This is a genomic window from Bacillus sp. ISL-35 (assembly GCF_018613355.1).
Lineage (GTDB): Bacteria > Bacillota > Bacilli > Bacillales > Cytobacillaceae > Mesobacillus.
In genome coordinates this window covers 78,510-103,537 of sequence record NZ_JAGGQK010000011.1, presented here as the reverse complement: position 1 = coordinate 103,537, position 25,028 = coordinate 78,510, and the positions used below count along the sequence as shown (strand labels likewise).

The following is a 25,028-nucleotide window of genomic DNA, read 5'->3' as shown; positions in this document are numbered from 1 at the left end:
GGGCGGTTTCCCCGTCCCCATGTCCCACCTTATCCGTTCAAATACAGGTATACAATTAAAAAGATGATCAAACCAATCATAAAGACTGAGCCAAGACTTGCACTAAACACGACATAGACCTTTGTGTGGAGTATGACATGAACAATTAAAACGATAAGCAAACCTAAAAGTAAATAGATGGTTAGTTGCAAATTCTTGTTTCTATTCAAACGATCAGCACCTTATAGTTCCAATTTATCATCCAGCAGTAGTTGTCCATATATATATTTGACCGTGACAAATTTTATACCTATCGACACAAAAAAAAAGAAAGAACCGTTATCCCGTCCTTTCTAAATTACTTCTTATTCGCTTTCTTCAAATGCTAGAACCTTTTCCAATTCACTATATTGTTCGGATGGGACAAGCTCATCCTCCATCAGAACATAAGGATGTGTTTCCATCAAGATTTTTTTGAGGTGATCTGGCATCTTTAGGCCTTCATAAGCGCAAATCAACGGGAAGTATAGTTGATTTACAGCTTCGTCCACTATTCTCTCAAAATCTTCAATAATATTCAGCGGCTCTTTCATAGAAGCCCACTCGACATGTGCCCATGACCGAAAAGAAATTTTATTTTCCACATATGGCTGGACTGTTTTCTCAAAGTACTCCGTAATCGCAGGAGGATGATAACTTCCACTTGAATAATAAAAATCGAAGTTGTTGACCCAGTGAACCATTTCCATTTGGACCTCAGTTAACCGTTTTTCCAATTCTGTATGCAGGATTCTGTAGTTACGATCATTTTCAATCAGGATTACATAATCACCTGACAGAACGCCTTCTTCTATATATCTTACGGCCTGTTCTATGTAATTCCCCATACCATCATATGAGTATAGTATATGAACATTCTTTTGGTCCTCTAACAACTGAGCCATTTTATATTTCAAGTGACCACTCCTTTTTTGTATTGCTTTCATTCTACGCTTTATATTTGGAAAGTACTATTCGTTTTTTGCTAAACAAGAAAAAGGGACGGTTCTCCCGTCCCACAGTCCGACTTATTCTCCTTTTTCCTGGGACAGCTGAACTGGCGACAGATCCCAGACTTCCTCTACATACTTCAAAGCATTATACCCCGTAATATTAAGTTTCATATCGTTTTTTTCGAGGCCTTCGATTCCCAGCGTCTGTTCTGTGACATAGTAACGCGGTTGATCCAGTTTTTCGTAATCGACAGGTCCTTTGTGCGGATCGTATTCGACACCAGCTTTGTCTAGAAGCACTCCTTTAGAGTCCATATGCGTGATGCTTGGTTGGTCTGCAGATCCGTCTTGAAAATCGAACTGAAGCGATTCGAATTCCCGATTTTTGAATTCTTTATTGGTTATCATGACATTGGTCATCTGCCCATTTTCAACCTTATCGATGGTGAGGTTACTGCCTGCATATTCAATTTTCTGAGGGAATGTCTGGGTAGCGCCCAGATCGATGGTTTTAGGTTTGACGACGGATAAATACACCGATTCTAACTGGGCTTTCACCTCTTTTGGATTTTCCCCATAAAGTGGATCGAAGTATGTTTGATAAGCCGTCCATTCATTTTCCTGCTGAAAATCCATAAAGTGGCTGCTGCCATACATGTCAGCCTCCACTTCTTTCTTGTTGACTTCCAGAGTACGGAAATTCACCATATCGATTCGCGTCTCCAGTTTTTCTGTGTTGATTGCATATTGCAAAACTGTGGTTGTTGGAGCAATTGTCAGTTTATTAATCCGAATCGGGACTCCCTCGATTTCCTTCTGTTGATTGACTGTGTATTCCATGGAAGGCTGTTTTGTTGCCGGGAATTCAAAGGACCAATTGCCTGTTTTGTTTTCACCGGGCATAAAACCAAATCTGAGCGCTGGGTCGTTCGTCAATTCCTGAATCCTGTTGATCCTCAGCTTGATCAGCCCCTCAGCCTCTTCAAGCGGCCTGAGGGAAACTTTTCCGTAAAACACATTCTTCGCATTTTTGTTCATTTCTGCTTCAGCATCAGGAAAAGAATACAGTGGATAGCTTTGAGTTTTCATAATGTCAGATTCGTTCTCAACGGAAACTCCATCATCAAAACCCATGAAATATTGCTTGTCTTCCTCTAAAGAGTGAATTTCATAAAAAACCAACGTCTGGAAGTCATCAGCAACCACACCCTTGATTTTCACCAACACGCCGTCACTTTCCGCTTCCAGGCTCAGCCTTTCACCAAGTCCTTGCTGCAAATAGGAGCGTAATTGTTCATCATCTTCCGCCCAGGCATAGTAGACCTTCGGCAGTAAACCCGTCATGAAACCCAGCGCCAATACGAATGCAAACGCACTTGCAAAAATAAGGGCCCATTTTTGACGCTTTTTGTTCCTCTTTTGTCGGTGATCCTTTTTTTCTGCCAGCCTCTTCCTGACATTTTCCATGAGTTGAGACGGTACAGTAAGCCCTTGCACCTCCTCAACCCGATTCAACCTGGTCGCCGCTATTTCCTGAAAGCTGGCCAAATCTGCCTGACATTCCGGGCAGTTATAAAGATGGATCTCAAACTCGACTTTTGCCGGTCGATCCATGGATTTCTCCAAATAATCGATATAATGTGTATGATACTCTTCACAGCCATGAAAATCAGTTCCATACAGCTGGTTCCGGACCGCCTGAATCCCCGAGAACAGATAGCTCTTCATCTTATCCACGGTATTACCAAGGATTTGCGATGCTTCCTCAAGGGAAAATCCTGCTGCATAGGTAAGGATCAGCGCCTCCTTTTCATCCATTTCCAGGTGGTCAATCGCTTTGTATAGATCCTGACGCGTTTCCTCAGAAACCTTTAATCCAGAAAACCCACGGGCGTTCTGAACAAAAATGGTTGTCACCCACATTTTGAAGGAGACATCCCCTTTATATCTAGGCCACTCCTTATGCACCTTCACAATACACTGGTAAAAAAGCTCCTCCAACTGCTGCTGATTTTGAACGGAGAACCAGCCCAGCGTATAGAAATACTCCTTATACCGCTCAAACCAATCGACGACAGGTTCAATTCCTTTCTCCTGGATCGCTGCTTTCGAAATCGGCTCTATTTTTTCCAGTATCATATGTATCCCCCCACGGACAGAGAGACGAATCCGCTGTCCTGATCTCACTTTTTGAATAATCAGTCATTTTTGAAAATACTTTGTCCTCAAGAACAGCATGCCGCGACTTTCTTCAAATCCTTCTCCCTGACCCAAATCTCGCCATCTCTGACCTCATATTTAATCTTCGCTTCATCCAGACGCTGAATCTGATTTTCTGTACTGTCTGTCCAATATGTTAACGGTTCTTCAGCATTACAAGCAGTTAAAGTGATCAATAGGAAAATGGTTATTTTCTTCAAAACGACCACCCCTTTTCTGATATCTGTATATCACTTCCACAATACCACAAAATGGCAAATAGAGACATAGGAACTAGACAGGATTTTGAGTTCTTTCAGCAGCCAGGAATGATTTTACATAAGACTCCTTCCTTTCTAAATGGGCGACAGAAATTATCTCAGCCAGTTTCTCTTTATCCAAATTTACAGCAATTTTCCATTTAACCCTTGCATTACAAGATACCGGAATGTATAGTAAAAGTATATCTTGTAATACAAGGTACTGTTCTTCACATCCAATACCTTGCAATACAAGTTACTGAAAGGAGCCTTTTAAATGGCTGATACGACACAAATGCTTAAAGGGATCCTTGATGGATGCCTTTTATCCATCATCAAAGAGGGCGAGATCTATGGATATGAATTGGCCGCCAAGCTAGAGTCCTATGGCTTCCATTCTTTTAGCGAAGGGACGATCTATCCCCTGCTGCTGAGGATGCAAAAGGAAGGCCTGGTGAGCACAACGCTAAGGAAATCCACTGCAGGGCCCAAACGTAAATATTACTCATTGACGGAAAAAGGCGAGCAGGAATTGGAGCAATTCATCATCCGATGGACGCAGCTGAGCACATCGGTGAACAATGTATTGAATAAAGGCTATTTTCGTAATGATAGTTGTTAAAATCCTAAAGCCGATTTTAACGTTATACAAATCTATTTTGTAGGTCGGTATTAAGTTGGTATGCTCTTTTCTCATAGCCAGAATCTCCTTAGAGAAGAAGCATAGTTCATTCACTTCTATGGTGTAGCCAATAGCAAAGAAGTTTGAGAAAAGAGCCTAAGCAAAAGGGGGAAATGATGGGATGGTTTCGAAAAAAGCGGAACAATTTTTAGTGGAACTTCGGCTGTATTTGATTTCAAAGGGTAAAAACGATAAGGAAATCAATGAAATCACCGAAGAACTTGAGGTGCATTTGATAGAGGCGGAAGCAGCCGGCAAAGATGTCAGCCATATTATCGGGGACAGCCCGAAGAATTATATGAAGAGCATTGGTGAATCCATGAAGACCGACTACCGTCAGCTAGCCGCCCTTTTTCCATTGATGATCCTGCTGCTCGCAGCATACTTAAGCATCGGACCGGCAATCGAAGGAACGTTTTCCATATCTCAAGGAACCATCTGGTTTGCGATGATCATCAGCACTATGAGCATCCTGATTTACGGCTTGTTCTTATTCAAGGTAATGCCGAAATTCTTTCATTCTAAATGGGGCTATGTCCTGTTTACCGGCATCTCGATGACAGTAACCGGTTTAATCGTGGTATTCCTGCTCTGGTACAAAACTCAGGAATTCGAACCCACCTTTGTAGCAACCCCAGCGCAAAACAACTGGATCATTGTCCTGTGCGCCGTGATTTTCATCGGTGCTGCACTGTACACCAAAACCTGGTTCACCGTACTGATCCCTTTATTCATATCCATCGGACCAATTGCCATCCGATTCATCCCAGAAGAAGCAAACAATAATTCTCTGTACATCACGATCACCGTCCTTACCTTTATACTTGCATCAGCTGTATTAATCGCCATCTTTTTTTACCAGAGAAAAAAAGAGCAGAAGAAGATTTAAGATTGAAAAAGGAGCTCAACTAAGTTAAGCTCCTTTCTATATTTTACTCAATCACATGATCAGGATAAATCAGTTCATGGTCGACAAAAATCCTGCACTCTACGGTAACGGCACCGCCGAGGCTAACTTTAATATTCTGGTTTGCACCGTCATTATTTTTGATCACCCCATTCAAAGTGGCTCGATCAAAGGCAAACCCCAGATTCTGATCCTGTAATTTGCCGTCCACTAATAGCTTCTCCCCATTAAACCATGTATTCTCCACTTGTATATGATGACCCTTATATGTAACTTCAAATACCTTTTTCATTTTCCATCCTCCGATCCCTTATTTTATATACGAATATGGAGACTGGAAGTTACAAGAAAAATTGGATGTACCTGGTCACATTCGAGTTGGAAAAAATCAACGAAAATTTCCAAGTCGCCAATAAAAATCGATTTTCGCCAATAAACACGTAAAAATCGCCAATAAAAAATTTTTTTCGCCAATAAACATGGCAAACAGATACGACAATGCCTTTCAAACAACGAATTGAAAGGCAGATTCAATATAAGGTACCAAAAAGATGTTAAAAATACTGTTAATCACCCCTTTTCATGGTGACACTGCAGATAACGATTAACACTAAACAGGGTTTCACCAATTGCGGGACCTGAACCTTGAAAAAGGACTTTGTGAACAAATGTCGTATATTTATAAAGCTAGAATTTATTTAAGAGGGTGGAAGGTATGGGGCTGAGCTTTAAAGTGGCTTCCGAAACGGAGATCCACGAAATCTATGAATATGCTGGGATAAACCGTAAAGAAGCAACGAATCACGAATCAGATGATAATCAGCAAAAAATGATTGAAGCATATGAGCATTCCGCCAAATATGATGCTTATTTTGTTTGCTTGATGGATGACGACACACTTGTTGGATGGGTTCAAATTGATAAGGCATTTGATTACTTAACGGGTGATGAAATCGGCTGGATCAATGACCTTTATGTAAAAGCGCCATACAGAGGCAAAGGCTACTCCAAATTGTTGATGGAGGAAGCTTTAAATGAGTTTCGTAAAAATGGATATAGTGATGTAAGGCTGAATGTTTATTCACACAATGAAACAGCAATGAAATTATATGAAAAAATGGGTTTTAAGGATGTCAGCAAATTCATGAAGATATCGTTATAAAATACAAACGCTGTTGATCCTGTGATCAACAGCGTTTGTTTTATTCAAATTTCTAGCCAACAATCAATCTTTCTTTTGGATAATGGCACTTCGGCTCTGCTTTTCCACGGTTGAACAAGAAAATGAAGGAAAGGATCCCGATTCTTCCAATGAACATCATGGCAATGATGACGACCTTCCCTGCGTAACTCAGATCAGGCGTAATCCCCATTGATAAACCAGTTGTCCCAAATGCGGAACTGACCTCGAACATGATTTCCATCATCGAGAACTTCTCTGTTGCATTCAAAATGACCACCGCCGCAAAACACAGAATGATCGCCAAAAAGCTTACGACCACTGACTTCCGGACATCTTCTTCATGCAATTCACGGCCAAATACCTTGATCGAGTTATGCCCTCTTGCAAAGTTAACGATGACCAATAGAATCACGGCAAAAGTGGTCGTCCTTATTCCCCCGCCCACCGAACTTGGTGATGCCCCAATAAACATCAAAAAGCACAGCAGCAGCAATGTCGGGTCAGAAAAATCACTGACATTCATTGTAGCAAGGCCGCCATTCCTGGTGGAAGATGATTGAAACCAGGCAAAGAAGAAGGACTCATGCCAATTGTAATCCTTAAAAAAGTGATTATACTCAAAAAGCAAGATGGCGAATGCACCGAAGAACATCAGTGCAAAAAAGGTCAAACTCGTCACCTTGGTATACAAAGAAAAATGGGCTCGTTTGTGTTTTTTACGATTCAGGAGAAACTCCTTCAATTCGATCAGGACTGGGAATCCTATCGCTCCCAGGGTCAGAAGAATGATGTTCACGGTTTGCACGAAGTAATCATGCGCAAATGGAATCATGGAGCTTCCCGTAATATCAAACCCTGCATTTGTTGTTGCACTGACAGCCGCAAACGTTCCCTGAAGATACGCTTCCTCCCATGTCGGAAAATAACCTAGAAAATAAGTCCCTAATATCAATGCTCCCAGCGCCTCGATCAACAGGATGATGGTCAATATCTGCCTCATCAGTTTGACCAGGCCCGACATTTGGGACTGGTTCTGGTCCGTCATGATTAACTGCCGGTCTTTAAGGCCGATCTTTTTTCTCAGCACCAGCCAAAAAAATGTACCCAGCGTCATGATCCCGATTCCGCCGAACTGGAGGATAAACATCAGGATAAAAATGCCGGTTGTGCTGAAGGTATCCGGTGTGGATACAACCCCAAGACCTGTTACACTCACCGCACTCACTGCGGTAAACAAGACATCAATAAATTCCCAGCTAACCCCCGGCTTCAACGCGACTGGCAAACTAAGCAGCGCGGCTGAGATCAAAACAGCGAAAACATAAAACAAAACAATGATTTGAGCCGGTTTCAAACGATTCTTTTTCAATATATTGACCAAATATACCCCTTCTTTACTTTTCAACTTATAATGGGAATCCCCATCCCTAAAAATCACAAAAAGACCATCTCAAATAAAGAATGGCCATAAGACCCTTCTCTCAACCGCGCTTACGGAGTTAGCTGTCGGATTAGGGATTGAGAGCATCCCCTTTTAGCATCATGCGCTAAAATTCACCCCAAGATAAAATCGATTTATCCAAAAATGGTTCCCCCGCTCATAGGATTCAGCAAAAAGGTTTCGTTATTAAAAAATGAATACATATAAATTACTCCTATATTATATTGGTGTCAATGCCCATTTTACAATTTAGACCAGATTCAGAGTCGACGGACAGCTCTTCCGTGGGGCCCCGTCTCCCTAGCATATATTGATATTACTTCAGTAAATACTAATACTGATAAAACGATAACTGAGGAGGAAACCATAATATGCAACAGGATCAACAAAACGCGAAAAGCGACAATGCCACAACTCCCGGATTTGCCGGCACAGATGCACAGCAAGTAAAACAGCAAATCCAAAAAGATGTACAGGCAGGCCAAGGCGCCATGACCTCCCGAGAAGCAGGAGCCATGCGGGATTAAAAACCACTTTAGAGTGGTTTTTTGTTTATAGTTACTCGTCTTGTACAGTTATGTATTTCACCTTGCATCAATTTTCCCAGGCTACCTTCTTAACACCCTCAGGCCTGATTAATCCCAGGACTTTTTCTGACAGCTTTCCCTCTAACATCGCAAACCTGTCTGAATCACGGGCTTTTTTTTGACAGCTTTTACTCCTATCACCGCAAACCTGTCTGAATCACGGGCTTTTTCTGACAGCTTTTCCCCTAAACACCGCAAACCTGTCTAAATCACGGGCTTTTTCTGACAGCTTTTCCTCCTAGCACCTCAAACCTGTCAAGATCACGAGCTTTTTCTGACAGCTTTTCCTCTTAACACCCCAAACCTGTCTAAATCACGAGTTTTTTCTGACAGCTTTTCCTCCTAACACCTCAAACCTGTCTAAATCACGAGCTTTTTTTGACAGCTTTTCCTCTTAACACCTCAAACTTGTCTAAATCACGAGCTTTTTTTGACAGCTTTTCCTCTTAACACCTCAAACTTGTCTGAATGCAGGTCTTTTTTTGACAACTTCCCCTCCTAGTACTTCAAACCTGTCAAGATCACGAGCTTTTTCTGACAGCTTTTACCCTTAACACCTTAAACCTGTCTAAATCCAGGGGTTATTTTGACAGCTTTTACTCCTAACAGCGCAAACTTGTCTGAATCCAGGGGATATTCTGACAGCTTTTCACCTAAACACCTCAAACCTGTCTAAATCCAGGGGTTATTTTGACAGCTTTTACTCCTAACAGCGCAAACCTGTCTGAATCCAGGGGTTATTCTGACAGCTTTTCACCTAACACCTCAAACCTGTCAAAACCACGAGCTTTTTATTTCCCTTCCTAAATATTAAAGGACACGAGAACTCCCCCGTGTCCCAAGCACATCCAAAGCCACAACTACATATTCTTACTCTGCTGAAGGAGTTTGGACTGCCCTGTACGTTCCCATTCTTCTACTGTCTCATATGCTTTTTCAGGTGTGTATCCTTTGCCGACAAGCACGCCCATTAGAATGAATTCCTGGAGGATGTGGGTGGCGTTGATGCCTCTTTTCACGTCCTCCAGTCCTTCCTGCACCAAAAATTCGGTATGTTTCACCCATTCGTCCGGGGTCTTTCCAAAAACCTCTGGTGTTCCATTGCTCGCTACTGGTCTTTCCATTGCATCTGCATGGGTCACATGCACCGTACCAAATGGATGGTTCGGCGGAGCATAGATCGAGTATAGCTTCAGCGGAGTATTGCCTGTGTTGGTCACGTTATGCCATGTTCCTGCAGGAATCATGATGGCGGAATCATCGGCGACATTGGTTTGAAAGGTCAGGTTATTCCTGCTCTTGCCCATCTGGACAACCCCCTGGCCTTTTTCAATCCGCAAAAATTGATCGACCTCCGGATGTATTTCCAAACCGATATCATCGCCAACATCGATGCTCATCAAGGTGACCTGCAAATGTTTCCCTGTCCACAAGGCTGTCCGATAATTCTGGTTTTGAATCGATGCTTCATTGATATTCACCACATACGGGTTGGGACCATAATCCTTTAAAACAATATTCCTGTAAGGATAGTGATAAGAATAACCATTCGCCTGGCCCCAGTTCACACATTGTCGTCCATTATTGTAATACATCTGCCCATTGACATAATTAGGGTACGGACTTGAATATCCATAGTACATTTTTGCTCAATCCCTTCACAATTTCTCAGGATATCCTATGCACTTGTGACGGGAATGTACTTAGCAGGAAATAGGACTGCCTGTATTGTTTAACTAAGGAATGACCCTAATACTTGGCTAAAGTTACATCCTTTTATGGATTTGATGTTATATTTAAACTCGCCCCCGCCATTCCGGTTTCCCCTATAGCCTGTACTTCCAAATGGTTCAGCAACGGACCTGACACCTTCCAGGTTAATGAAAAAAAGTTATCCCCGTCATCCTTAATGTCATAGCCAATCAGTATCCTTTCATTCCAGGTTTCAGTACCAGTCGGGATCAACCAGAATAGGACTGTCTCAGTATTTAGGGCTTCAACAGTGATGGTTATTTCTTTTGTGCCTTCTGGAACCGTTACCCAGTTATTTTTTTCAGGAATATTTGTATAAAACTTTACTATCTCAGGGGATGGAGGAATAGTTTTAGAAGCAGAGTTAAACGGAGCGATTGACAATAGTCCCATTGCGAAAACCAGTTTCAATATCATAGTTACCACCTCCCTGACAGTGTCCTCTTAAATGATGATCATATGCAAAAGATTCCGAGCGTCTCTTTGACAGCCTTTCCGCCTTCACCAGCAAACCTGCAAAAATCCGATAAGACTTCCCCAAAAACAGAAAAAAGCTGCCAAATGACAGCTTTTACCCCATTACTCCTGGTCTTCGAGTTCAACGAAATACTGATCTTTCCGGTAAGCAACAGCTTCCATGGTAGCGACGGGATTTTCTCCGTGAAAAATCTCGATTCTGTAGAATCCTGTGCGGAAGTTCCGCCTTGTTTCTGTGGCCCTTGCCACGATTTTCTCTCCCGGTTTCACTGCTTCGATGAACTGAATGGTAGTGGACAGTCCTACCGACGTTTTTCCATAGGCATTGCAGGCTACTGAAAAAACATGATCGGCCAGAGCATAAATCACCGCGCCATGGACGGTTCCGTGAGCGTTGACCATATGGCTTTGCACATCGAGCACTGCTTCCGCGAAGCCAGCTTCGAATTTTGTTAACTGAATGCCTAATGACTGCGCGTACGGATCGTTTTTTACCCGCTCCAAAATTTCCTTATAGTGCTTGTCATGGATTTGGTATTCATCAATTCTCTTCTTCACAATGGCCTCCTCTTAAATCAGTCTCTCTCTCTTGCTCTTTGCGTGTCCCTGATATTCTTCTGAACCGTGATTGCCGCAAAAAGGCTAAGCACGAATGACATGCCGTAGAATCCTTTTTCGCTAAGGACGATGCTTCCTGCATTATACAAGCCAATGGCCATCAATGAAATCGAGACGATCAGAGCAAACCAGCTAATGCCATAATAGATGCTGGTAACCGGTATTCCTTCTTCCTTGTCCCGGACCGCTTTTTGCAATGACACCGATGCATAAAGTCCAAATATCAAAACTGCAAAATAATAGCCCTTTTCATTCAGCTGCATTGCTGCATTGAACAATCCGATCAAATAAGCGGACACACCGACTACGAGCGCCGCCCAGGAAGCCCCCTTGAACGCCGATGTCGGCTCTCCTTCTTTCCTCTCCACTCTCACCTTCGGCTTGCTTTGCTCGCCTTTATCCAATAGTATCTCCTGATCATTAGACATTGTTGTTCTCCCCCTCTTTTACCTATAAAAATAGTGCTAATGTATAAATTTATTATATAGAAATTTATGACAAATAATAGATAAAATTCTAAAATTTGTGATTTTACAGTTGGATAGAAAAAATCATATTTTTTCCACACGAGGGGATAATACGTTGCGAGGTGAGATTATGGATCATGACAAGTTAAGGCTAACTTCGTCTGAAATAGGTTCCTTGTGGGGCGAGTATGTAAACGGGACAATGATTGATTCAGTAAACAGATATATGGTCACCATTATTGAAGACGTGGCAATAAAGGCCATCTTTGAGGACGCGATCAGTACATTTGCACGGCAAAAGGCTCAGCTTGCCACTTTCATTAAAAATGAAGGGTTTCCTGTTCCCATCGGATTTGGTGAAAATGACATCAATATCGGAGCTGGCAGGCTGTTCTCCGACATTTTCTGCTTGAATTATTTACATATCATGACTTTGCACGGATTGATTGGTCACGTCACCGCACTAAGCGTATCAGTCAGAAAGGATTTACGGGATTTCTATGATTCGTGTGATAATGATGCCAAGAAAATGTATCACCAGACAATTGAACTATTGCTTGAAAAAGGCAATTTTCAAAGAGATCCTCTATTTTATCCTGATAAAAACCCTAGCTTTATCGAGAGCGAGGATTTTACCGATGGAATTTTCGGAAAAGGAAGATGTTTAACAGCCACGGAAGTGATCAGTATTTCTTTCAACATCAAGAAGAATATCATGGCCAAAACACTTTCAATCGCCTTTAGCCAAGTGGCTCAATCAAAGGAAGTCAGGAAGTTTCTAGTGGAATCTGAGAAGACGGCGGACCAACACATCCAAAAGTTTACCCACATTATGCATCATGATAACTTGCCAGTTCCCCGTTCATGGGAAACAGAAGTGACAACTTCTACCGATTCCCCATTTTCAGACAAGCTCATGATGTATCACACAGGATTCCTGTTCCAAGCCTCGCAAGTCTACTACGGAACAGGCCTGGCATCAGCCATGCGGTCTGATTTAGTTACAACGTACGAAAGCATCATTCTAAAAAATATAATGGTGACAAAAAAGTGGTTTGATATCATGAAAAAGCACAAATGGCTGGAACAACCCCCACTTGCGCCAAATCGAAGAGAACTCTCGGGTGATAACTAACGATCAAATGTCCTTCCGTACCGGTTGGACATTTTTTCATCACCCAAATTCACTAAGGTTCAACCCCTGCCCTGACCTCTATCGCTGAATTGTTACATGCGGCTTACTAAAGTGGCTCGTTCCACCACTCCCTACCAGAATGTACCCATTTTTCGGGAAAAGCGCCAGCCTGTTTGAACCATCAGAAAGCATCAGCTCAACCGAAGCCTTATTTTTCAGCGCGATATATTTAACATAGCCAGTCTCCGTGATCGTCGTCTCCCAGTTGTCATCAAATTCCGCCCTCAACACACGGTTGGAATAAGTTTGATTCGTAATCTCCCTGTCCATTTACTTCACCACTCCTTTGCAAAAAATGCTCTCAATATTTTATTCGTGATTGTAGAATTTGAATAGACATATACACACTTCAGCCCTCAAAAATTAAAAGGAAGCCACCTTTTTAAGGCAGCTTCCCTTCCAGTCATATTTCATCTTCACTATTTCATCTTAGCCAGCTTGCTGTTGATTTCCGAAATCTCTTTTTCCACTTCATAAAGATTCTTCTGCATTCGATCCCTGCGAGCCGTCAGCACACTCAACTGCTGCTTCAGCTCCTCTTTCGTTTCACTCATTCCACACAGACCTCCAATGCCTCCGAAAATAGAACCAGCACACTCCACACGCGATTCAAAAAAGGACCCCCTTTTCACGAGAAATCCTTCTATATTATTTACAATAGGTAGTGATGATAAAGCTGAAAAAATTAGCATGGATAAAACAAATTTGAAGGAGCTTTGAAATTCAAGCCGAATAGTTTATGGTAACCCACTGATGGTTTGGAGGTTGCTGCTTTGTTATTATACTTTTGATTTTTATCCTCTCTTATAAAACAATGAGGAGTTGATATACGATGATTTATAAAGATAGTCTTGATGGCATCACACCTGATATGTTGAGCGGTTTCTTTGTGGATTGGCCCAATCCGCCGAGTCCCCAAACACATCTGAAATTGCTGGAAAACAGCAGTAAAGTGATCATGGCAGTAGACCCTGACGTTAATCGTGTTGTCGGGTTCATAACTGCAATAAGCGATGGTGTGCTATCTGCTTACATACCGCTCCTGGAAGTCCTGCCCCATTATCAGCATAAAGGTATTGGCAAGAATTTAGTTAACACCATGTTAAAAGAACTTGATGATATATACATGATCGATTTGTGTTGTGACGATAGCTTGGTCCCTTTTTACAAGAAAATGGGAATGGTAAAATCCAATGGAATGCTTAAGAGGAATTTTGGCAGGCAGTCTGGCACTATTTAAGTAAACGCCTGGAGAAATCCAGGCGTTTTTGGATGAAACTTCACTTACCTTTTAAACATTCCTCTCATGGTTTCCTCATTAAGAGAAAAATCCCCCAGGAATCCCGATGCTTTAAGCTCTAAATGATAGGATGGATCCTCCTGATTCCTATAGGTTTTATGTACTCTAGACACAAAGATCCCTGGTGAGTAACCGCCTTGCACGGATTGCAGGACCACTTGCTCTGCGCCTGATTCTAATTGAAAAACATCACACGTCTCATCAAGACACTGAATTTCATATGTCTCTTCCATCCAGCTTGCAAAATCTTCCTCACCGGGTTTCTGCAGCACAACTGCAGCCAATGCGGCCACTATTAAAGCCAGCCTAACTATTTTTTTCATTCGCTCCCCAGCCTTTCAGGATAAGCTGTCTTTGTTACGCGGCACGATTTTTAAAAAACCAATGACGCAAAGGGCACCAATCCCTTTTACGATGCTATTTCCGATCAATGAATTCTCCACCGTTACACCAATAAGCAGACCTCCAATGATCAACAATATAAAACTGACTAAGGCTCTCAAACATTACTCCCCTTTATTGTGAACACGCTCGGATTAATAAAACCACACCCAAAACCATCAATATCGAAATGATATTAACCAGACAACCACTGCCGGGCGAGCCTGTAACCGCTCGTGCCAAGGTATTGTTCAGGGCGGCCCCCGGATTTTTCTGCTGCTCCTTTAATTTCAACCGCTCTCTATTTTCCTCTGACATAAAGGGCCTCCCCTATAAGTAATAAAAAAGCGATAGCAGCTAAAACACAGCCCTATCGCCCAATGAACAGCATCAATTTATATCTACAGAAATACTTGCTCTTTTTCTCGCCCGCAAAAATCTGACGAGATTCAGAACGATTGTTTTTATGACAGCATATGTCGGCACAGCCAGCACCATTCCGAGGACACCGGCGAGATTACCGGCAGCCAGTAAAATAATGATGATCGTGGCCGGATGGGTATCCAGCGTTTTACCAAGGATCAGCGGAGAAAGCAGGTTCCCTTCAATCTGCTGAGCCACCAGGATGACCACCACAACGAGCAAAGCCTTCGTCGGAGAATCGAAGAAACCAACCAGCACAGCCGGCGCGCCGCCGATAATCGGCCCGACATAAGGGATAATATTTGTAAAAGCAACGATCAACGCCATGATCAGCGCATAGCGCAAATCAATGATCATATAGCCGATAAATGCCAGAATCCCTACTGCGGAGGCGACAGTCACTTGTCCCTGAATATAAGCTGCAAGTGTTTCACCTGTTTCCTTCAGGATTTTCAGGCCTTCTTCCCGGTATTCTTTCGGAATGAACCTCGATACAGCCTGAGGGAATCTGTGCCCATCCTTGAACATGTAAAATAATAAAAACGGTACGGTCACAAGGATGATCGCTATGTTGGTGATGACACCGAGGAATCCCTTCAGGCCATTCGTCAGCTTGTTCGGCAAAGTATTCGCATACTCAATCAGGCGCCCCTGCACAGTATCAATCATTTCCCGCTGCTCATCCCTGAAGCTTTTAAACTCAGAAGAACGAACTACATCATAGAAATAATCAGTCGTCTTGTTGGCGAATTCGGGAAGATCATTAGCAAGCTCGGTTGCCTGCTTAGATACCGCTGGAACCAGATTGCCGATCGCCAGGACAAGAAGTGCCCCGAACACCACATAAATGATCAAGATCGCAAGCACCCGCGGAACCTTTTTTCGCTGCAGAAAGTCAACCACTGGATTCAGCAGGAAATAGAGAAAACCCGTAATCAGAATCGGAAAAAATATCGTCGAGATAAAAATCCCAATCGGTTCAAACATAAACGAAATCTTTGTTGAAACATAAATGATGGACGTGATAAGCAAAATTTGAATCAGCCAAAACTGCACTTTCGATTTATTCAATGTATGTCCCTCTTGCCTTAGATTATTTTGGTAAAATTATACCAAGTTTTAGCTCTAAAGTATATCGGTGTTTCGAATATTAGCGTCAATCTCCACACTCAATTTCTTCCTTAGCATCGAAATGCAAATTGGCGTAATGATTGTCATGACGCCAATCGTCGTGAATGCAATCCCCCAATTAAAATAATCGAGCAGGATTCCAAAAATCATTGGTGAAAAAATCGTTGCGCTAAACCCGAGAACAGATTGGATGCCCAGGGCAATCCCTGTGATTTCCGGGTCGGATATTTCTGTAATCATCGTATTGTAGATTGGGGAATCGGCGATGATGGTAAATCCATAGACGAAGACAACCGGAAGCAAAATCCACATGCTTGCGGGTGTCAGCCAGCCAATCGACAACGAACAGGCAATGCTGATATAAATGAACAACTTGATCGATTTTAACCGGCCAAACGAATCGGACATCCTGCCGCCAATGAAACTGGCAACCCCTCCAATCATCACCACAAACGCTCCGATAAAATTGCCAACGGAAATCGCGTTCGCGACACTATGGGTCTGAAAGTAATACACCATAAAAGGCCCAATCCACGCCCACATCGCATAAAGCTCCCAGCAATGTCCCGTGTAGCTGATATTCACCAGCAAGTTTCTCCTGGTGAGCACCCGTTTTAACAGCGCCATGTTCAAACGCTGATTATGTATACGGATATTTTCCGGAATCTTTGAAAAGTAAATGAGTGAAGCAGCAAGAATGGCAGAACACGAAGTAATGAAAATAACACCCTTCCACCCCACCAAGTTAATGAACAAACCAGAAACCAGCAGGGAAAATCCCGAGCCGACCACAAGTGAGCCAACAAAAAGCCCCAGCGCTGCCCCACGCGCCCGGTCGCTCGAAGTCTGCGCGACAATCTTCATTCCCGGCACATAAATCCCCGCAATCCCAACCCCCGAAATGAATCGCAACAATAAAGCCGACCAAAACCCTTGCGCCAAAATGCTAAAAAAAATACCCGACACCCCGGCAATGAGCGCCCCGTACATAAACGAATACTTCGGATTATAACGATCACTCAAGAAGCTGTAAAAAAACACCGCCGCCACATAGCCAATATGAAAAAACGCAACAATTATCCCCGATTGCGTCGAGGACAAACCCCACTCCCTCTCCACAACCGGCATCACCGCAGAAAAATTAAACCACACCTGCATCGCCAGAAATTGCGCAATCGATAAAGTCCATAACAGACGAGTCACTCCCTCCACCGCCCCTAGAAGCATTCTTTATCATTAAAATACCGAATTTTCCGAATTTAAACAAGGTAAGATTTTACTTAGGGCAGGAAGTTAGGGACTTTTGATTGTTATGACCGCATTCTACCTTTACTTCAGACAACTTTTCTTCTTTTCACGCCAAACCTGTCCGAACCTGGACTTACTTCGGACAGCTTTTCCTCATTTCCCGCCAAACCTATCCGAACCTGGACTTACTTCGGACAGCTTTTCCTCATTTCCCGCCAAACCTGTCCGAACCTGGACTTACTTCGGACAGCTTTTCTTCTTTTCACGCCAAACCTGTCCGAACTCCGGCTTACTTCAGACAGCTTTTCCTCATTTCCCGTCAAACCTGTCCGAACCTGGACTTACTTCGGACAGCTTTTCTTCGTTTCCCGCCAAACCTGTCCGAACCTGGACTTACTTCGGACAGCTTTTCTTCGTTTCCCGCCAAACCTGTCCGAACTCGGACCTACTTCAGACAGCTTTTCTTCGTTTTCCACCAAACCTGTCCGAACTCGGACTTACTTCAGACAGCTTTTCAACTCCAGCACCCAAACCTGTCAAGATTCCCTCGTTTTCTAGACAGCTTTTCACCCCAAGCACCCCAACCTGTCAAAATTACCTCGCTTTCTTGACAGCTTTTCACCTCCAGCACCCGAACCTGTCAAAATCACCTTGTTTTCTTGACAGCTTTTCTCCCCCAGCACCCAAACCTGTCAAGATTACCTCGCTTTCTTGTCAGCTTTTCTCCCCCAGCACCCAAACCTGTCAAGATTACCTCGTTTTCATGACAGCTTTTCAAGCTCAGAACCCAAACCTGTCAAAATCACCTTGTTTTCTTGACAGCATTTCTCCCCCAGCACCCAAACCTGTCAAGATCCCCCAACCCCACATCAAAAGCAAAACAAAAAAAACGTCCAGAGATCATCTAATCCCTGAACGGTTTTCCAAATCGAAATTATGCTGCTGGGTTTACTTCTAGTTCTACTTTAATCTTGATGTCTTTACCAACCAGGACGCCGCCTGTTTCTAGTGCAGCATTCCATGTAAGACCGAAGTCTTCGCGGTTTACTTTTGCTTCTGCTTCGAAACCGTAAACTTCGACGCCCCATGGATTTGTGCCTTTGCCGCCGTATTCAACATCGAATGTGACTGGCTTTGTTACGTCTTTGATTGTTAGGTCGCCAGTTACTTTGTAATCGTCGCCATCGCGAGTGATGTTTGTTGATTTGAAATCGATTGTTGGATAGTTTTCAACATCAAAGAAATCTGCTGATTTCAGGTGGTTCTCGCGGTCCTCGCTGCGTGTGTCGATGCTTGCAACATCAATTTTGAATGCGATTGAAGCTGTTGTTAAGTCTGTCAGGTCTGCTGCTTCAACGTCAGCTGTATAAGAGCCGAATTGTCCTTTTACTTTTGATACCATCATGTGTTTCACTTCAAATCCGATTGCTGAGTGCGCCTGGTCTACTACAAATTTAGCCATTATAAATTCCCCCTGTTTTGTTTTTATCTCGAATTCGAGATATGATTCTAAAAAAATATCTCAAAACTAATTATTTTTAATTCGAGATAAATTTATCATAAAATGAACTTGATTGTCAATACCATTTTGCAAAAATAATTGCTTATAGACTAAACCCAATTTTATAACGCCTTCTCCTCCTTCCCTTTAAGCCTAATCTCCTCGATCCTCCACTTTTCCGTCATATCGTAAAAGCCCTCACCTTTTGACATGACGAATTGATAATTGTTTTCCAAATCGTCAACGGTAAGAAAAGTAAGGACGATTTTTCCTTTTTCAATATTAAACTCGCTAAGATCCAGGACTACACCGGGGTTCCATTCATGATTACGATATTTAAAAGTAATAGTGCATGGACAATTGCCAGCACCATCAAAAGTGCCATAACCTATGAAATTTTGAAGCATTATAAATTCCATCGCTTCTTCAATATTCCCCGCCGCTTTATAGCCTTCAACAACTTCGATTGCGTCCAAAAAGTCCTGATAGGAAACAGAGGATTGCGCTGCGGCCATTTCTTCCTCCAGGTTTGAAAGATTCACAGCCAGAGTATCATTCTCATTCTTCAAATCATCCGCCATCCTCAACCGGTTTCCGGCCTCTTCTTCCAACCTGGCCACTTTAATTTCTAGCCGTCTGTTATCCTCCTCAAGCTTCGATACAGAATCTGCCGACCTTGCATTATCCAAAAGAGCAATCACCGTAATGACCAATAAAATAACCAGTACTGAGGTTCCAAAATTTTTCTTCCCGCCCACCACTTTCACCTCAATTACCTTTTTAAAATTTCACACTGACTTCTTCTTCATCTTCCCAATTCGGCTCAACATTAGGAATGTATTTTTTCAATTCATCAGAGTAGTCTTCAGGCTCTACCATGTTAAAAAGTTCTATATCCACTTCGGTATCATCTTTTTTCAATAATCCAAGATAGCTCGATGATCCTCTCCAAAAATGGTAAAAGCCTTTAAGTGACTCAATCTCCGCTGATTGCAGGTCTGATTTGATCCATCCATCCTCAACTACAAAAACCACTTTTGGCTTGATCAAATAAATCGCCGCACGAAAGAAAATCGGGACAAAGAACATACATCCGATTCCCAATGCTATCAAAATCCAATTAATATTCAGGACGCCAAACAGCAATGCCAGCAAACCCGGAACCGCGAAAACCGCTGACCCTAAAAATTTCACGAACAGCCTTCTCCGCCTCATCACTACCTTCATACTTTTGCCACCTTCCCATAGACATTTATAGGAAAATTATAAGCTTTCAATCTCTCTTTTTCAAAAATTTACCACAAGAGATTATATAAACCTACCTCCTGAAATATACTGCAAAAAAACCCGCCCTCATCTCGAAGGCGGATGCTTTTACGATCTCAGTTCGAAATAATCCATTGTGGATGTCTCTTCAAAACCGCATGATTTATAGAGATTGAGCGCATTGGAATTGTCTGCCGCTACCTGCAGCATGATTTCCTGCGCGTTCGCTTCTTTTAATTTTTCAATCGCCAGCAACAATAGTGACCGCCCGTATCCTTTGCGACGGTGCTCCGGCAGTACGCCAAGGCCAAAAATCGCTCCAAGCTTCGAGGTCAGCTGCAGATTCACTTTCCCGATGATTTGCCCGTCTTTTTCAACAAGGTACGAAGTCATCCCCCGCTTTTCCTCTTCCTCGGGAAGAATCATATCCTCGGCTTCGACACTTTCTCCGATATCGTTAAAATAAATCACATTCTGCCTGGCGATTTCCTGCGCATCCGCATTTGTCGCTTTCCTGAATGTCAGACCTTCCAGCTTCTCTGTCGCAAAAGCAGGCGCTACTTTTTTCAAAAACATCTCATATTCCGTGTGCTTATATTGTGCTCCACTCCCAGCAATAAACCCTTGCCCGGCAGCCGAATTGCGATCACTTAACAGCAGCATGCTCCCTGAATCCCTGCGTTTCCACTCATCGACAACAAGCTTAAACAACTTTGAAAAAATCCCCTGGCGCCGATACTCCGGATCGACCATCCCATTAACTTCCCATGGTCCGCCAAAGCTGCAAATGCCAATATAGCCAATCAGGCTTTCCCCATCGAAGTACATGAATTCATTCACCGCCTGAATGCCCTTGTCATTTCCGCTTACGCCCAGTTTATAATCAAGCTCCAGCTTTAAAGCAGTGCGGTCATGTTCGCTGCATCGCTCCTGGAGCTGGCCGATGATTTCATAATCTTCTCCATCAATACCCTCTTTTAATTTGATCCACGGTTTCCCGATTTTCCTCACGGGCAGCACCCCATCTGTATAAAATCCCCATAATAAAGGACGTAACCATGATAACAAGCGGAGCCACCACACTGCGGTCCAGCCCTTCCATGATTCCAGCCACCATGATCCCCACCAGCATGAAACCTGATAGGATACAATAGAGTAAAGACTGGTCCTTCTTCTGTTTGGTCGTATATTTTATTCGCTTAACCAGCGGTTCACACCTCTTTGTTCTAAGAAAAATATCGCACTTACCTGCCACCAATAAAAAATGGCTCCCTGTCATACCGGAGGCCATTTCTATATAAAAGGGGGATGTTACAAAGGTTAAGCAGCGTTGCGTTCGACGGCTTCTCCGCGTTTGAATACTGTTTTGCGGATGAATGGAACAACCCAGCGGTCAAGGCCGTATTTTCCAGCGTTGAAACCAGCAGCCAGGATGATAAAGCCGAAGAAGATGTCAGTTGGGTTGTGAGATACAGTTCCGGCAAGGAAGAAGCTGAAGTTCATCACAAGGCCGAAGAACATTGCGGCAGTTGTCAGTGTTCCAAGCAGCAATCCAAGTCCAACTAGGAATTCCCCAAGCGGCACGATTGTGTTGAAAATATCCACATTCGGGATCGCGAAGTTTTCAAGGAAGTTCACGTACCAGCCGTACACCATATGTCCGTCTGGACCTTTAACAGGGTTTGCGACCGCTCCTTTTAAAAATCCGCTAGCGTCAAATCCAGGGCCAGTCAATTTACCCCATCCAGCAGTCATCCAGTTGTATCCAAGCCATACCCTAATGACAGTCAATATACCAGCAGCAACATTGTTTTCTCTTAACCATTTTGCAAACATGTTCCTCACTCCATTAAGTTAATTAGTATTATTACACTTATAAGATATCAAATTAATCTTGAAAATAGTGGGTTTTGTGAATGAATTCACAATTCCGTTGAAATCTTTTGAACGAATGGTGACAATGACGTTTTTAGGGGGCTCTTTTTAAAAAGGGGGTCTTTCCTTGACTGTTGCTGACCGTCTTTCATTTGCGTTTTATCAGAATCCGGTCTTGCACCTCAGCAAAAATTCCTTCCTCCCTCCTGCATATCGCTCCAACTTCTAGACATCATAAGGATGACTAAACCAACTAGGAGTGATCAGGATGAAAAAATCAATCATCATCGCTGGATGCGCTGTTTTTACAATGGGCTTGGCCGGATGCGGAGCGAATAACAATGCAGCCGATAACAATCGTGACCAGCAGGTAGAAATCAACCAGGTCAGACGAGGTCCTGTTACTAACGAAGGAAACGGACTTCAGCTTGCTGATCGCACGGAACGCCAAATTGAACAGATGCCAGAGGTTGATGATGCACGGGTCATCATCTCCGACAACAATGCGTATGTTGGTGTGAGACTTTCGGACAATAACATCGACAACGATGGAAATGCACGGGTTAATGACGCAATGGATGGCAACGGCAGGACTTTCGCCGAAAATGGCCGCGTTGACCAGGATGACACCTCAGCCGGGAATGATGGCATCATTGACGGCCAGGGCGATGCTGGGAAAGACCGCAGGCATGCCGGCAATGACGGTGCCAATATATCGGGCAATGACATGAATGGAACGGCCCGCAATAATGGCGAGGACTTCACTTTATTGGAAAAGCAGATTGAGCAGAGAGTCCGCCAGACCAACAAAGGGATCGACAGAGTTTACGTTTCCGTTGACCGCAACGCTTATAACAGAATGGGAACATTCGCCGATGATATCCGCACCGACAGAAATAGGGATGGCCTATTCGAAGACTTCCGCAATTCGATGGACGATCTCTTCGGTAGATAAAATCAAAAGCATAGGATTTGCTTCCTATGCTTTTTTGTTGCCCATAAAACTGGATTTGCTTCCTATGTTTTTTTTTGTTGCCCAGTAAAACAGGAATTCCTCCCTTTCCTCGCGAAATATAGCTTAGATCTATACTAAGGGAGATGAACATGGTCGTTGAAACTGAGATAAAAGAAGAAATCTTTGAAGCGGTCACTCGTCTGTTTGGAATCGAAATTCAGGAATGGAATCAAATCCACTTAGGATACAGGAACTTAAAATGGCGAGTCAAAACAGCTGCCGGCGATTTGTTTGTGAAGCAATATAACAAGGATCGATACCCGGAGGCAAGGGTGCCAGGCCTGGAAAAAGCGTTGCAGATCCAAAACACGTTATTCCTGGAGGGCCTGCCCTGTCCTGAGCTTTTTTCCTATAAAGGAAATTTCGTCTTGAATACGGAGAACGGTGAACGCTTCGTTCTCATGGGTTTTAATAAGGGATTCACCCTCCGCCCTGGAACCGCGAACCCCTCGCAAATGCACATTCTGGGGAAGGTTATTGGCAGAATGCATGTACTGCTTGAAAAAAATATCGCTAGGGAACCGCTGCATTGGGACATTCTCTCCAAACCTGAAATGCTGGAAAACTGGAATGAGAGATATGACGAAACCATTGCTCTTGATTGCAGCAAAACTCTTCATCAGTTGGAGAAACAAAGAAGGATTCTCGCGGAAAACGATACATCCTTATTTGCTCAATGCGAAAAAGGGTGGGCACATTGGGACTTGTTTGCGGATAATATTTTATTCAGCGAAAATGAGGTTTCTTCGATTCTTGATTTTGATCGTATGAATGTTGTCTATACCGATTTTGATATTTCAAGGCCCATCTTGTCATGCTGCATTCATGAAAATCAAATAAGCGTTGACGGCGTTTCGGCGTTTGTCAGCGGTTACCGCGAATTCAAACCGTTGCCGCTTGAAAAACTGGTACGTTCGATAAAACTAACCTGGTGGAGAGAGGCCGAATGGATTCGGGTTGAAAAGCCAGGAGATTCCACTCCCATCAAACGGTTCCGCGAAGAGAATATATGGATAGCAGAAAATTGGGATTGCCTGGAGGACTTGTTTTCAGGAATATAAAAATGCTGCCGGGGATTTCCCGGCAGCACTATTTATGAATATGGGGGAGTTAACTCAGGTTAAGCAGCGTTTCGGACACCATCTTCTCCGCGTTTGAAAACTGTTTTGCGGATGAATGGAACAACCCAGCGGTCAAGTCCGTATTTACCAGCGTTGAAGCCAGCAGCTAGGATGATGAATCCGAAGAAGATGTCAGTTGGGTTGTGAGATACAGTTCCAGCAAGGAAGAAGCTAAAGTTCATCACTAAGCCGAAGAACATTGCGGCAGTTGTCAGTGTTCCAAGCAGCAATCCAAGTCCAACAAGGAATTCCCCTAGCGGCACGATTGTGTTGAAGATATCCACATTCGGGATCGCGAAATTTTCAAGGAAGTTCACGTACCAGCCGTACACCATATGTCCATCCGGACCTTTTACCGGGTTGGCGACCGCTCCTTTTAAAAATCCACTAGCGTCGAATCCAGGGCCAGTCAGTTTACCCCATCCAGCAGTCATCCAGTTGTATCCAAGCCATACCCTAATGACAGTCAATATACCAGCAGCAACATTGTTTTCTCTTAACCATTTTGCAAACATGTTCCTCACTCCAATAATTTAATTAGTATTATTACACTCTTAAGATATCAAATATATCTCGAAAATAGGGGGATTTGTGAAACTGTTCACATTTCTGTTGAAATGTTTTGACCGAATGGTGACAGCCTCTCACCGACTGGTCATGTTCTCCTCTAAATGCCCCCTTATAATCACATTTCGGGCAGCCAGAAGAAAAGGATAATGTGCATTTTAGGAAGAGCGGCCCTGATTCGGACAGCTTTTCGCCTGGGAGCACCATACTTGTCCGAAGTCGCCCCCAGTTCGGACAGCTTTTCGGCTGGGAGCACCAAACTTGTCCGAAGTTGACACTAGTTCGGACAGCTTTCCGCATAGAAGCACTAAACTTGTCCGAAGTTGACCCTAGTTCGGACAGCTTTTCGCCTGGGAGCGCCAAACTTGTCCGAAGTCGACACTAGTTCGGACAGCTTTTCGCCTGGGAGCGCCAAACTTGTCCGAAGTTGCCCCTGATTCAGACAGCTTTTCGTCTAGGAG

General features: G+C 43.3%; 30 protein-coding genes, 1 pseudogene and 1 riboswitch. Of the genes and pseudogenes, 8 read left to right on the top strand and 23 right to left on the bottom strand.

Translation table 11 applies throughout. The annotated features are described in order from the left end of the window. Positions 1-344 precede the first annotated feature (344 nt). From J7E38_RS15730 to J7E38_RS15720, 3 genes are all read right to left on the bottom strand, one after another. Complete coding sequence (locus J7E38_RS15730) at positions 345-935, bottom strand: MEDS domain-containing protein (protein WP_214706803.1); 591 nt, start codon at positions 933-935, stop codon at positions 345-347. A gap of 111 nt (positions 936-1,046) precedes the next feature. Continuing rightward, positions 1,047-3,110, bottom strand: coding sequence for a DUF4179 domain-containing protein (locus J7E38_RS15725; protein WP_214706805.1), 2,064 nt, complete (start codon positions 3,108-3,110; stop codon positions 1,047-1,049). Between the two features lie 86 nt (positions 3,111-3,196). Next, positions 3,197-3,391 carry a hypothetical protein gene (locus J7E38_RS15720; protein ID WP_214706807.1) on the bottom strand — a complete coding sequence of 65 codons (195 nt, stop codon included), beginning with the start codon at positions 3,389-3,391 and terminating at the stop codon, positions 3,197-3,199. A gap of 316 nt (positions 3,392-3,707) precedes the next feature. On the opposite strand from J7E38_RS15720, the gene J7E38_RS15715 reads away from it, so the two are divergent. Beyond that, positions 3,708-4,052, top strand: coding sequence for a PadR family transcriptional regulator (locus J7E38_RS15715; RefSeq protein WP_214706809.1), 345 nt, complete (start codon positions 3,708-3,710; stop codon positions 4,050-4,052). A gap of 181 nt (positions 4,053-4,233) precedes the next feature. Beyond that, positions 4,234-5,001, top strand: coding sequence for a DUF1129 family protein (locus J7E38_RS15710; RefSeq protein WP_214706810.1), 768 nt, complete (start codon positions 4,234-4,236; stop codon positions 4,999-5,001). Positions 5,002-5,044: 43 nt separating this feature from the next. Here the strand turns inward: J7E38_RS15710 and J7E38_RS15705 are convergent, their stop codons facing one another. Further along, entirely contained in the window at positions 5,045-5,311 is a 267-nt protein-coding gene (locus tag J7E38_RS15705) for a hypothetical protein (protein ID WP_214706811.1), read from the bottom strand. Positions 5,312-5,734: 423 nt separating this feature from the next. On the opposite strand from J7E38_RS15705, the gene J7E38_RS15700 reads away from it, so the two are divergent. Next, entirely contained in the window at positions 5,735-6,181 is a 447-nt protein-coding gene (locus tag J7E38_RS15700) for a GNAT family N-acetyltransferase (RefSeq protein ID WP_214706812.1), read from the top strand. A gap of 52 nt (positions 6,182-6,233) precedes the next feature. Here J7E38_RS15700 and J7E38_RS15695 read toward each other — a convergent pair whose 3' ends face one another. Further along, on the bottom strand, positions 6,234-7,583 hold the full coding sequence (locus J7E38_RS15695; protein ID WP_214706813.1) for a TrkH family potassium uptake protein: 1,350 nt from the start codon (positions 7,581-7,583) through the stop codon (positions 6,234-6,236). A 92-nt stretch (positions 7,584-7,675) separates the two neighbouring features. Then, positions 7,676-7,825, bottom strand: a riboswitch (cyclic di-AMP (ydaO/yuaA leader). Between the two features lie 189 nt (positions 7,826-8,014). Here J7E38_RS15695 and J7E38_RS15690 point away from each other — a divergent pair. Then, on the top strand, positions 8,015-8,170 hold the full coding sequence (locus J7E38_RS15690; RefSeq protein ID WP_214706814.1) for a hypothetical protein: 156 nt from the start codon (positions 8,015-8,017) through the stop codon (positions 8,168-8,170). Between the two features lie 1,181 nt (positions 8,171-9,351). Here J7E38_RS15690 and J7E38_RS15685 read toward each other — a convergent pair. The 4 genes and pseudogenes from J7E38_RS15685 to yiaA form a co-directional block, all read right to left on the bottom strand. Then, positions 9,352-9,873 (bottom strand): annotated as a pseudogene (locus J7E38_RS15685) (cupin domain-containing protein); the annotation flags it as partial. 133 nt (positions 9,874-10,006) lie between these two features. Beyond that, complete coding sequence (locus tag J7E38_RS15680) at positions 10,007-10,399, bottom strand: hypothetical protein (protein WP_214706817.1); 393 nt, start codon at positions 10,397-10,399, stop codon at positions 10,007-10,009. A 162-nt stretch (positions 10,400-10,561) separates the two neighbouring features. Then, positions 10,562-11,017, bottom strand: a complete 456-nt coding sequence (locus tag J7E38_RS15675) for a PaaI family thioesterase (RefSeq protein ID WP_214706819.1) — start codon at positions 11,015-11,017, stop codon at positions 10,562-10,564. Positions 11,018-11,034: 17 nt separating this feature from the next. Continuing rightward, positions 11,035-11,505, bottom strand: a complete 471-nt coding sequence (gene yiaA, locus J7E38_RS15670) for an inner membrane protein YiaA (RefSeq protein ID WP_214706821.1) — start codon at positions 11,503-11,505, stop codon at positions 11,035-11,037. A gap of 169 nt (positions 11,506-11,674) precedes the next feature. Here yiaA and J7E38_RS15665 point away from each other — a divergent pair, with 169 nt between their 5' ends. Then, positions 11,675-12,679, top strand: coding sequence for a DUF3231 family protein (locus J7E38_RS15665; protein WP_215038712.1), 1,005 nt, complete (start codon positions 11,675-11,677; stop codon positions 12,677-12,679). A gap of 78 nt (positions 12,680-12,757) precedes the next feature. Here J7E38_RS15665 and J7E38_RS15660 read toward each other — a convergent pair whose 3' ends face one another. After that, positions 12,758-13,009 carry a hypothetical protein gene (locus J7E38_RS15660; RefSeq protein ID WP_214706825.1) on the bottom strand — a complete coding sequence of 84 codons (252 nt, stop codon included), beginning with the start codon at positions 13,007-13,009 and terminating at the stop codon, positions 12,758-12,760. Positions 13,010-13,158: 149 nt separating this feature from the next. Continuing rightward, on the bottom strand, positions 13,159-13,293 hold the full coding sequence (locus J7E38_RS24170) for a hypothetical protein (RefSeq protein ID WP_260983660.1): 135 nt from the start codon (positions 13,291-13,293) through the stop codon (positions 13,159-13,161). Between the two features lie 278 nt (positions 13,294-13,571). Between J7E38_RS24170 and J7E38_RS15655 the strand changes: the two genes are divergently transcribed. Beyond that, positions 13,572-13,979: a GNAT family N-acetyltransferase gene (locus J7E38_RS15655; RefSeq protein ID WP_214706826.1), complete on the top strand. Its 408-nt coding sequence runs from the start codon at positions 13,572-13,574 to the stop codon at positions 13,977-13,979. 44 nt (positions 13,980-14,023) lie between these two features. Here the strand turns inward: J7E38_RS15655 and J7E38_RS15650 are convergent, their stop codons facing one another. The 11 genes from J7E38_RS15650 to J7E38_RS15600 form a co-directional block, all read right to left on the bottom strand. Then, positions 14,024-14,362, bottom strand: coding sequence for a hypothetical protein (locus tag J7E38_RS15650; RefSeq protein ID WP_214706827.1), 339 nt, complete (start codon positions 14,360-14,362; stop codon positions 14,024-14,026). A gap of 15 nt (positions 14,363-14,377) precedes the next feature. Further along, a complete protein-coding gene (locus J7E38_RS15645) occupies positions 14,378-14,542 on the bottom strand; it encodes a hypothetical protein (protein WP_214706828.1) in 165 nt (54 codons plus the stop codon). A gap of 13 nt (positions 14,543-14,555) precedes the next feature. Then, positions 14,556-14,738: a hypothetical protein gene (locus J7E38_RS15640; protein ID WP_214706829.1), complete on the bottom strand. Its 183-nt coding sequence runs from the start codon at positions 14,736-14,738 to the stop codon at positions 14,556-14,558. Between the two features lie 72 nt (positions 14,739-14,810). Beyond that, positions 14,811-15,914, bottom strand: a complete 1,104-nt coding sequence (locus J7E38_RS15635; RefSeq protein WP_214706830.1) for an AI-2E family transporter — start codon at positions 15,912-15,914, stop codon at positions 14,811-14,813. A 54-nt stretch (positions 15,915-15,968) separates the two neighbouring features. Beyond that, positions 15,969-17,177, bottom strand: a complete 1,209-nt coding sequence (locus tag J7E38_RS15630) for an MFS transporter (protein ID WP_214706832.1) — start codon at positions 17,175-17,177, stop codon at positions 15,969-15,971. 979 nt (positions 17,178-18,156) lie between these two features. Next, positions 18,157-18,684, bottom strand: coding sequence for a YceI family protein (locus tag J7E38_RS15625; protein WP_214706834.1), 528 nt, complete (start codon positions 18,682-18,684; stop codon positions 18,157-18,159). 161 nt (positions 18,685-18,845) lie between these two features. After that, positions 18,846-19,481, bottom strand: a complete 636-nt coding sequence (locus J7E38_RS15620) for a hypothetical protein (RefSeq protein WP_214706835.1) — start codon at positions 19,479-19,481, stop codon at positions 18,846-18,848. Positions 19,482-19,503: 22 nt separating this feature from the next. Beyond that, positions 19,504-19,950 (bottom strand): DUF5381 family protein, encoded by a 447-nt coding sequence (locus J7E38_RS15615; protein WP_214706836.1) that lies wholly within the window; start codon positions 19,948-19,950, stop codon positions 19,504-19,506. Positions 19,951-20,097: 147 nt separating this feature from the next. Beyond that, complete coding sequence (locus J7E38_RS15610) at positions 20,098-21,000, bottom strand: GNAT family N-acetyltransferase (protein WP_214706837.1); 903 nt, start codon at positions 20,998-21,000, stop codon at positions 20,098-20,100. Next, a complete protein-coding gene (locus tag J7E38_RS15605) occupies positions 20,954-21,247 on the bottom strand; it encodes a hypothetical protein (protein ID WP_214706838.1) in 294 nt (97 codons plus the stop codon). Before J7E38_RS15605 ends, J7E38_RS15610 begins: the two co-directional genes overlap by 47 nt. Before the next feature lie 62 nt (positions 21,248-21,309). After that, positions 21,310-21,825: a DoxX family membrane protein gene (locus J7E38_RS15600; RefSeq protein WP_214706839.1), complete on the bottom strand. Its 516-nt coding sequence runs from the start codon at positions 21,823-21,825 to the stop codon at positions 21,310-21,312. Positions 21,826-22,132: 307 nt separating this feature from the next. Here J7E38_RS15600 and J7E38_RS15595 point away from each other — a divergent pair, with 307 nt between their 5' ends. Together J7E38_RS15595 and J7E38_RS15590 are read left to right on the top strand one after the other, a co-directional pair. Then, on the top strand, positions 22,133-22,819 hold the full coding sequence (locus J7E38_RS15595) for a YhcN/YlaJ family sporulation lipoprotein (protein WP_214706842.1): 687 nt from the start codon (positions 22,133-22,135) through the stop codon (positions 22,817-22,819). Positions 22,820-22,968: 149 nt separating this feature from the next. Beyond that, complete coding sequence (locus J7E38_RS15590) at positions 22,969-23,940, top strand: phosphotransferase (protein WP_214706843.1); 972 nt, start codon at positions 22,969-22,971, stop codon at positions 23,938-23,940. 59 nt (positions 23,941-23,999) lie between these two features. Here the strand turns inward: J7E38_RS15590 and J7E38_RS15585 are convergent, their stop codons facing one another. After that, positions 24,000-24,515 carry a DoxX family membrane protein gene (locus tag J7E38_RS15585; protein WP_214706844.1) on the bottom strand — a complete coding sequence of 172 codons (516 nt, stop codon included), beginning with the start codon at positions 24,513-24,515 and terminating at the stop codon, positions 24,000-24,002. Between the last annotated feature and the right edge of the window lie 513 nt (positions 24,516-25,028).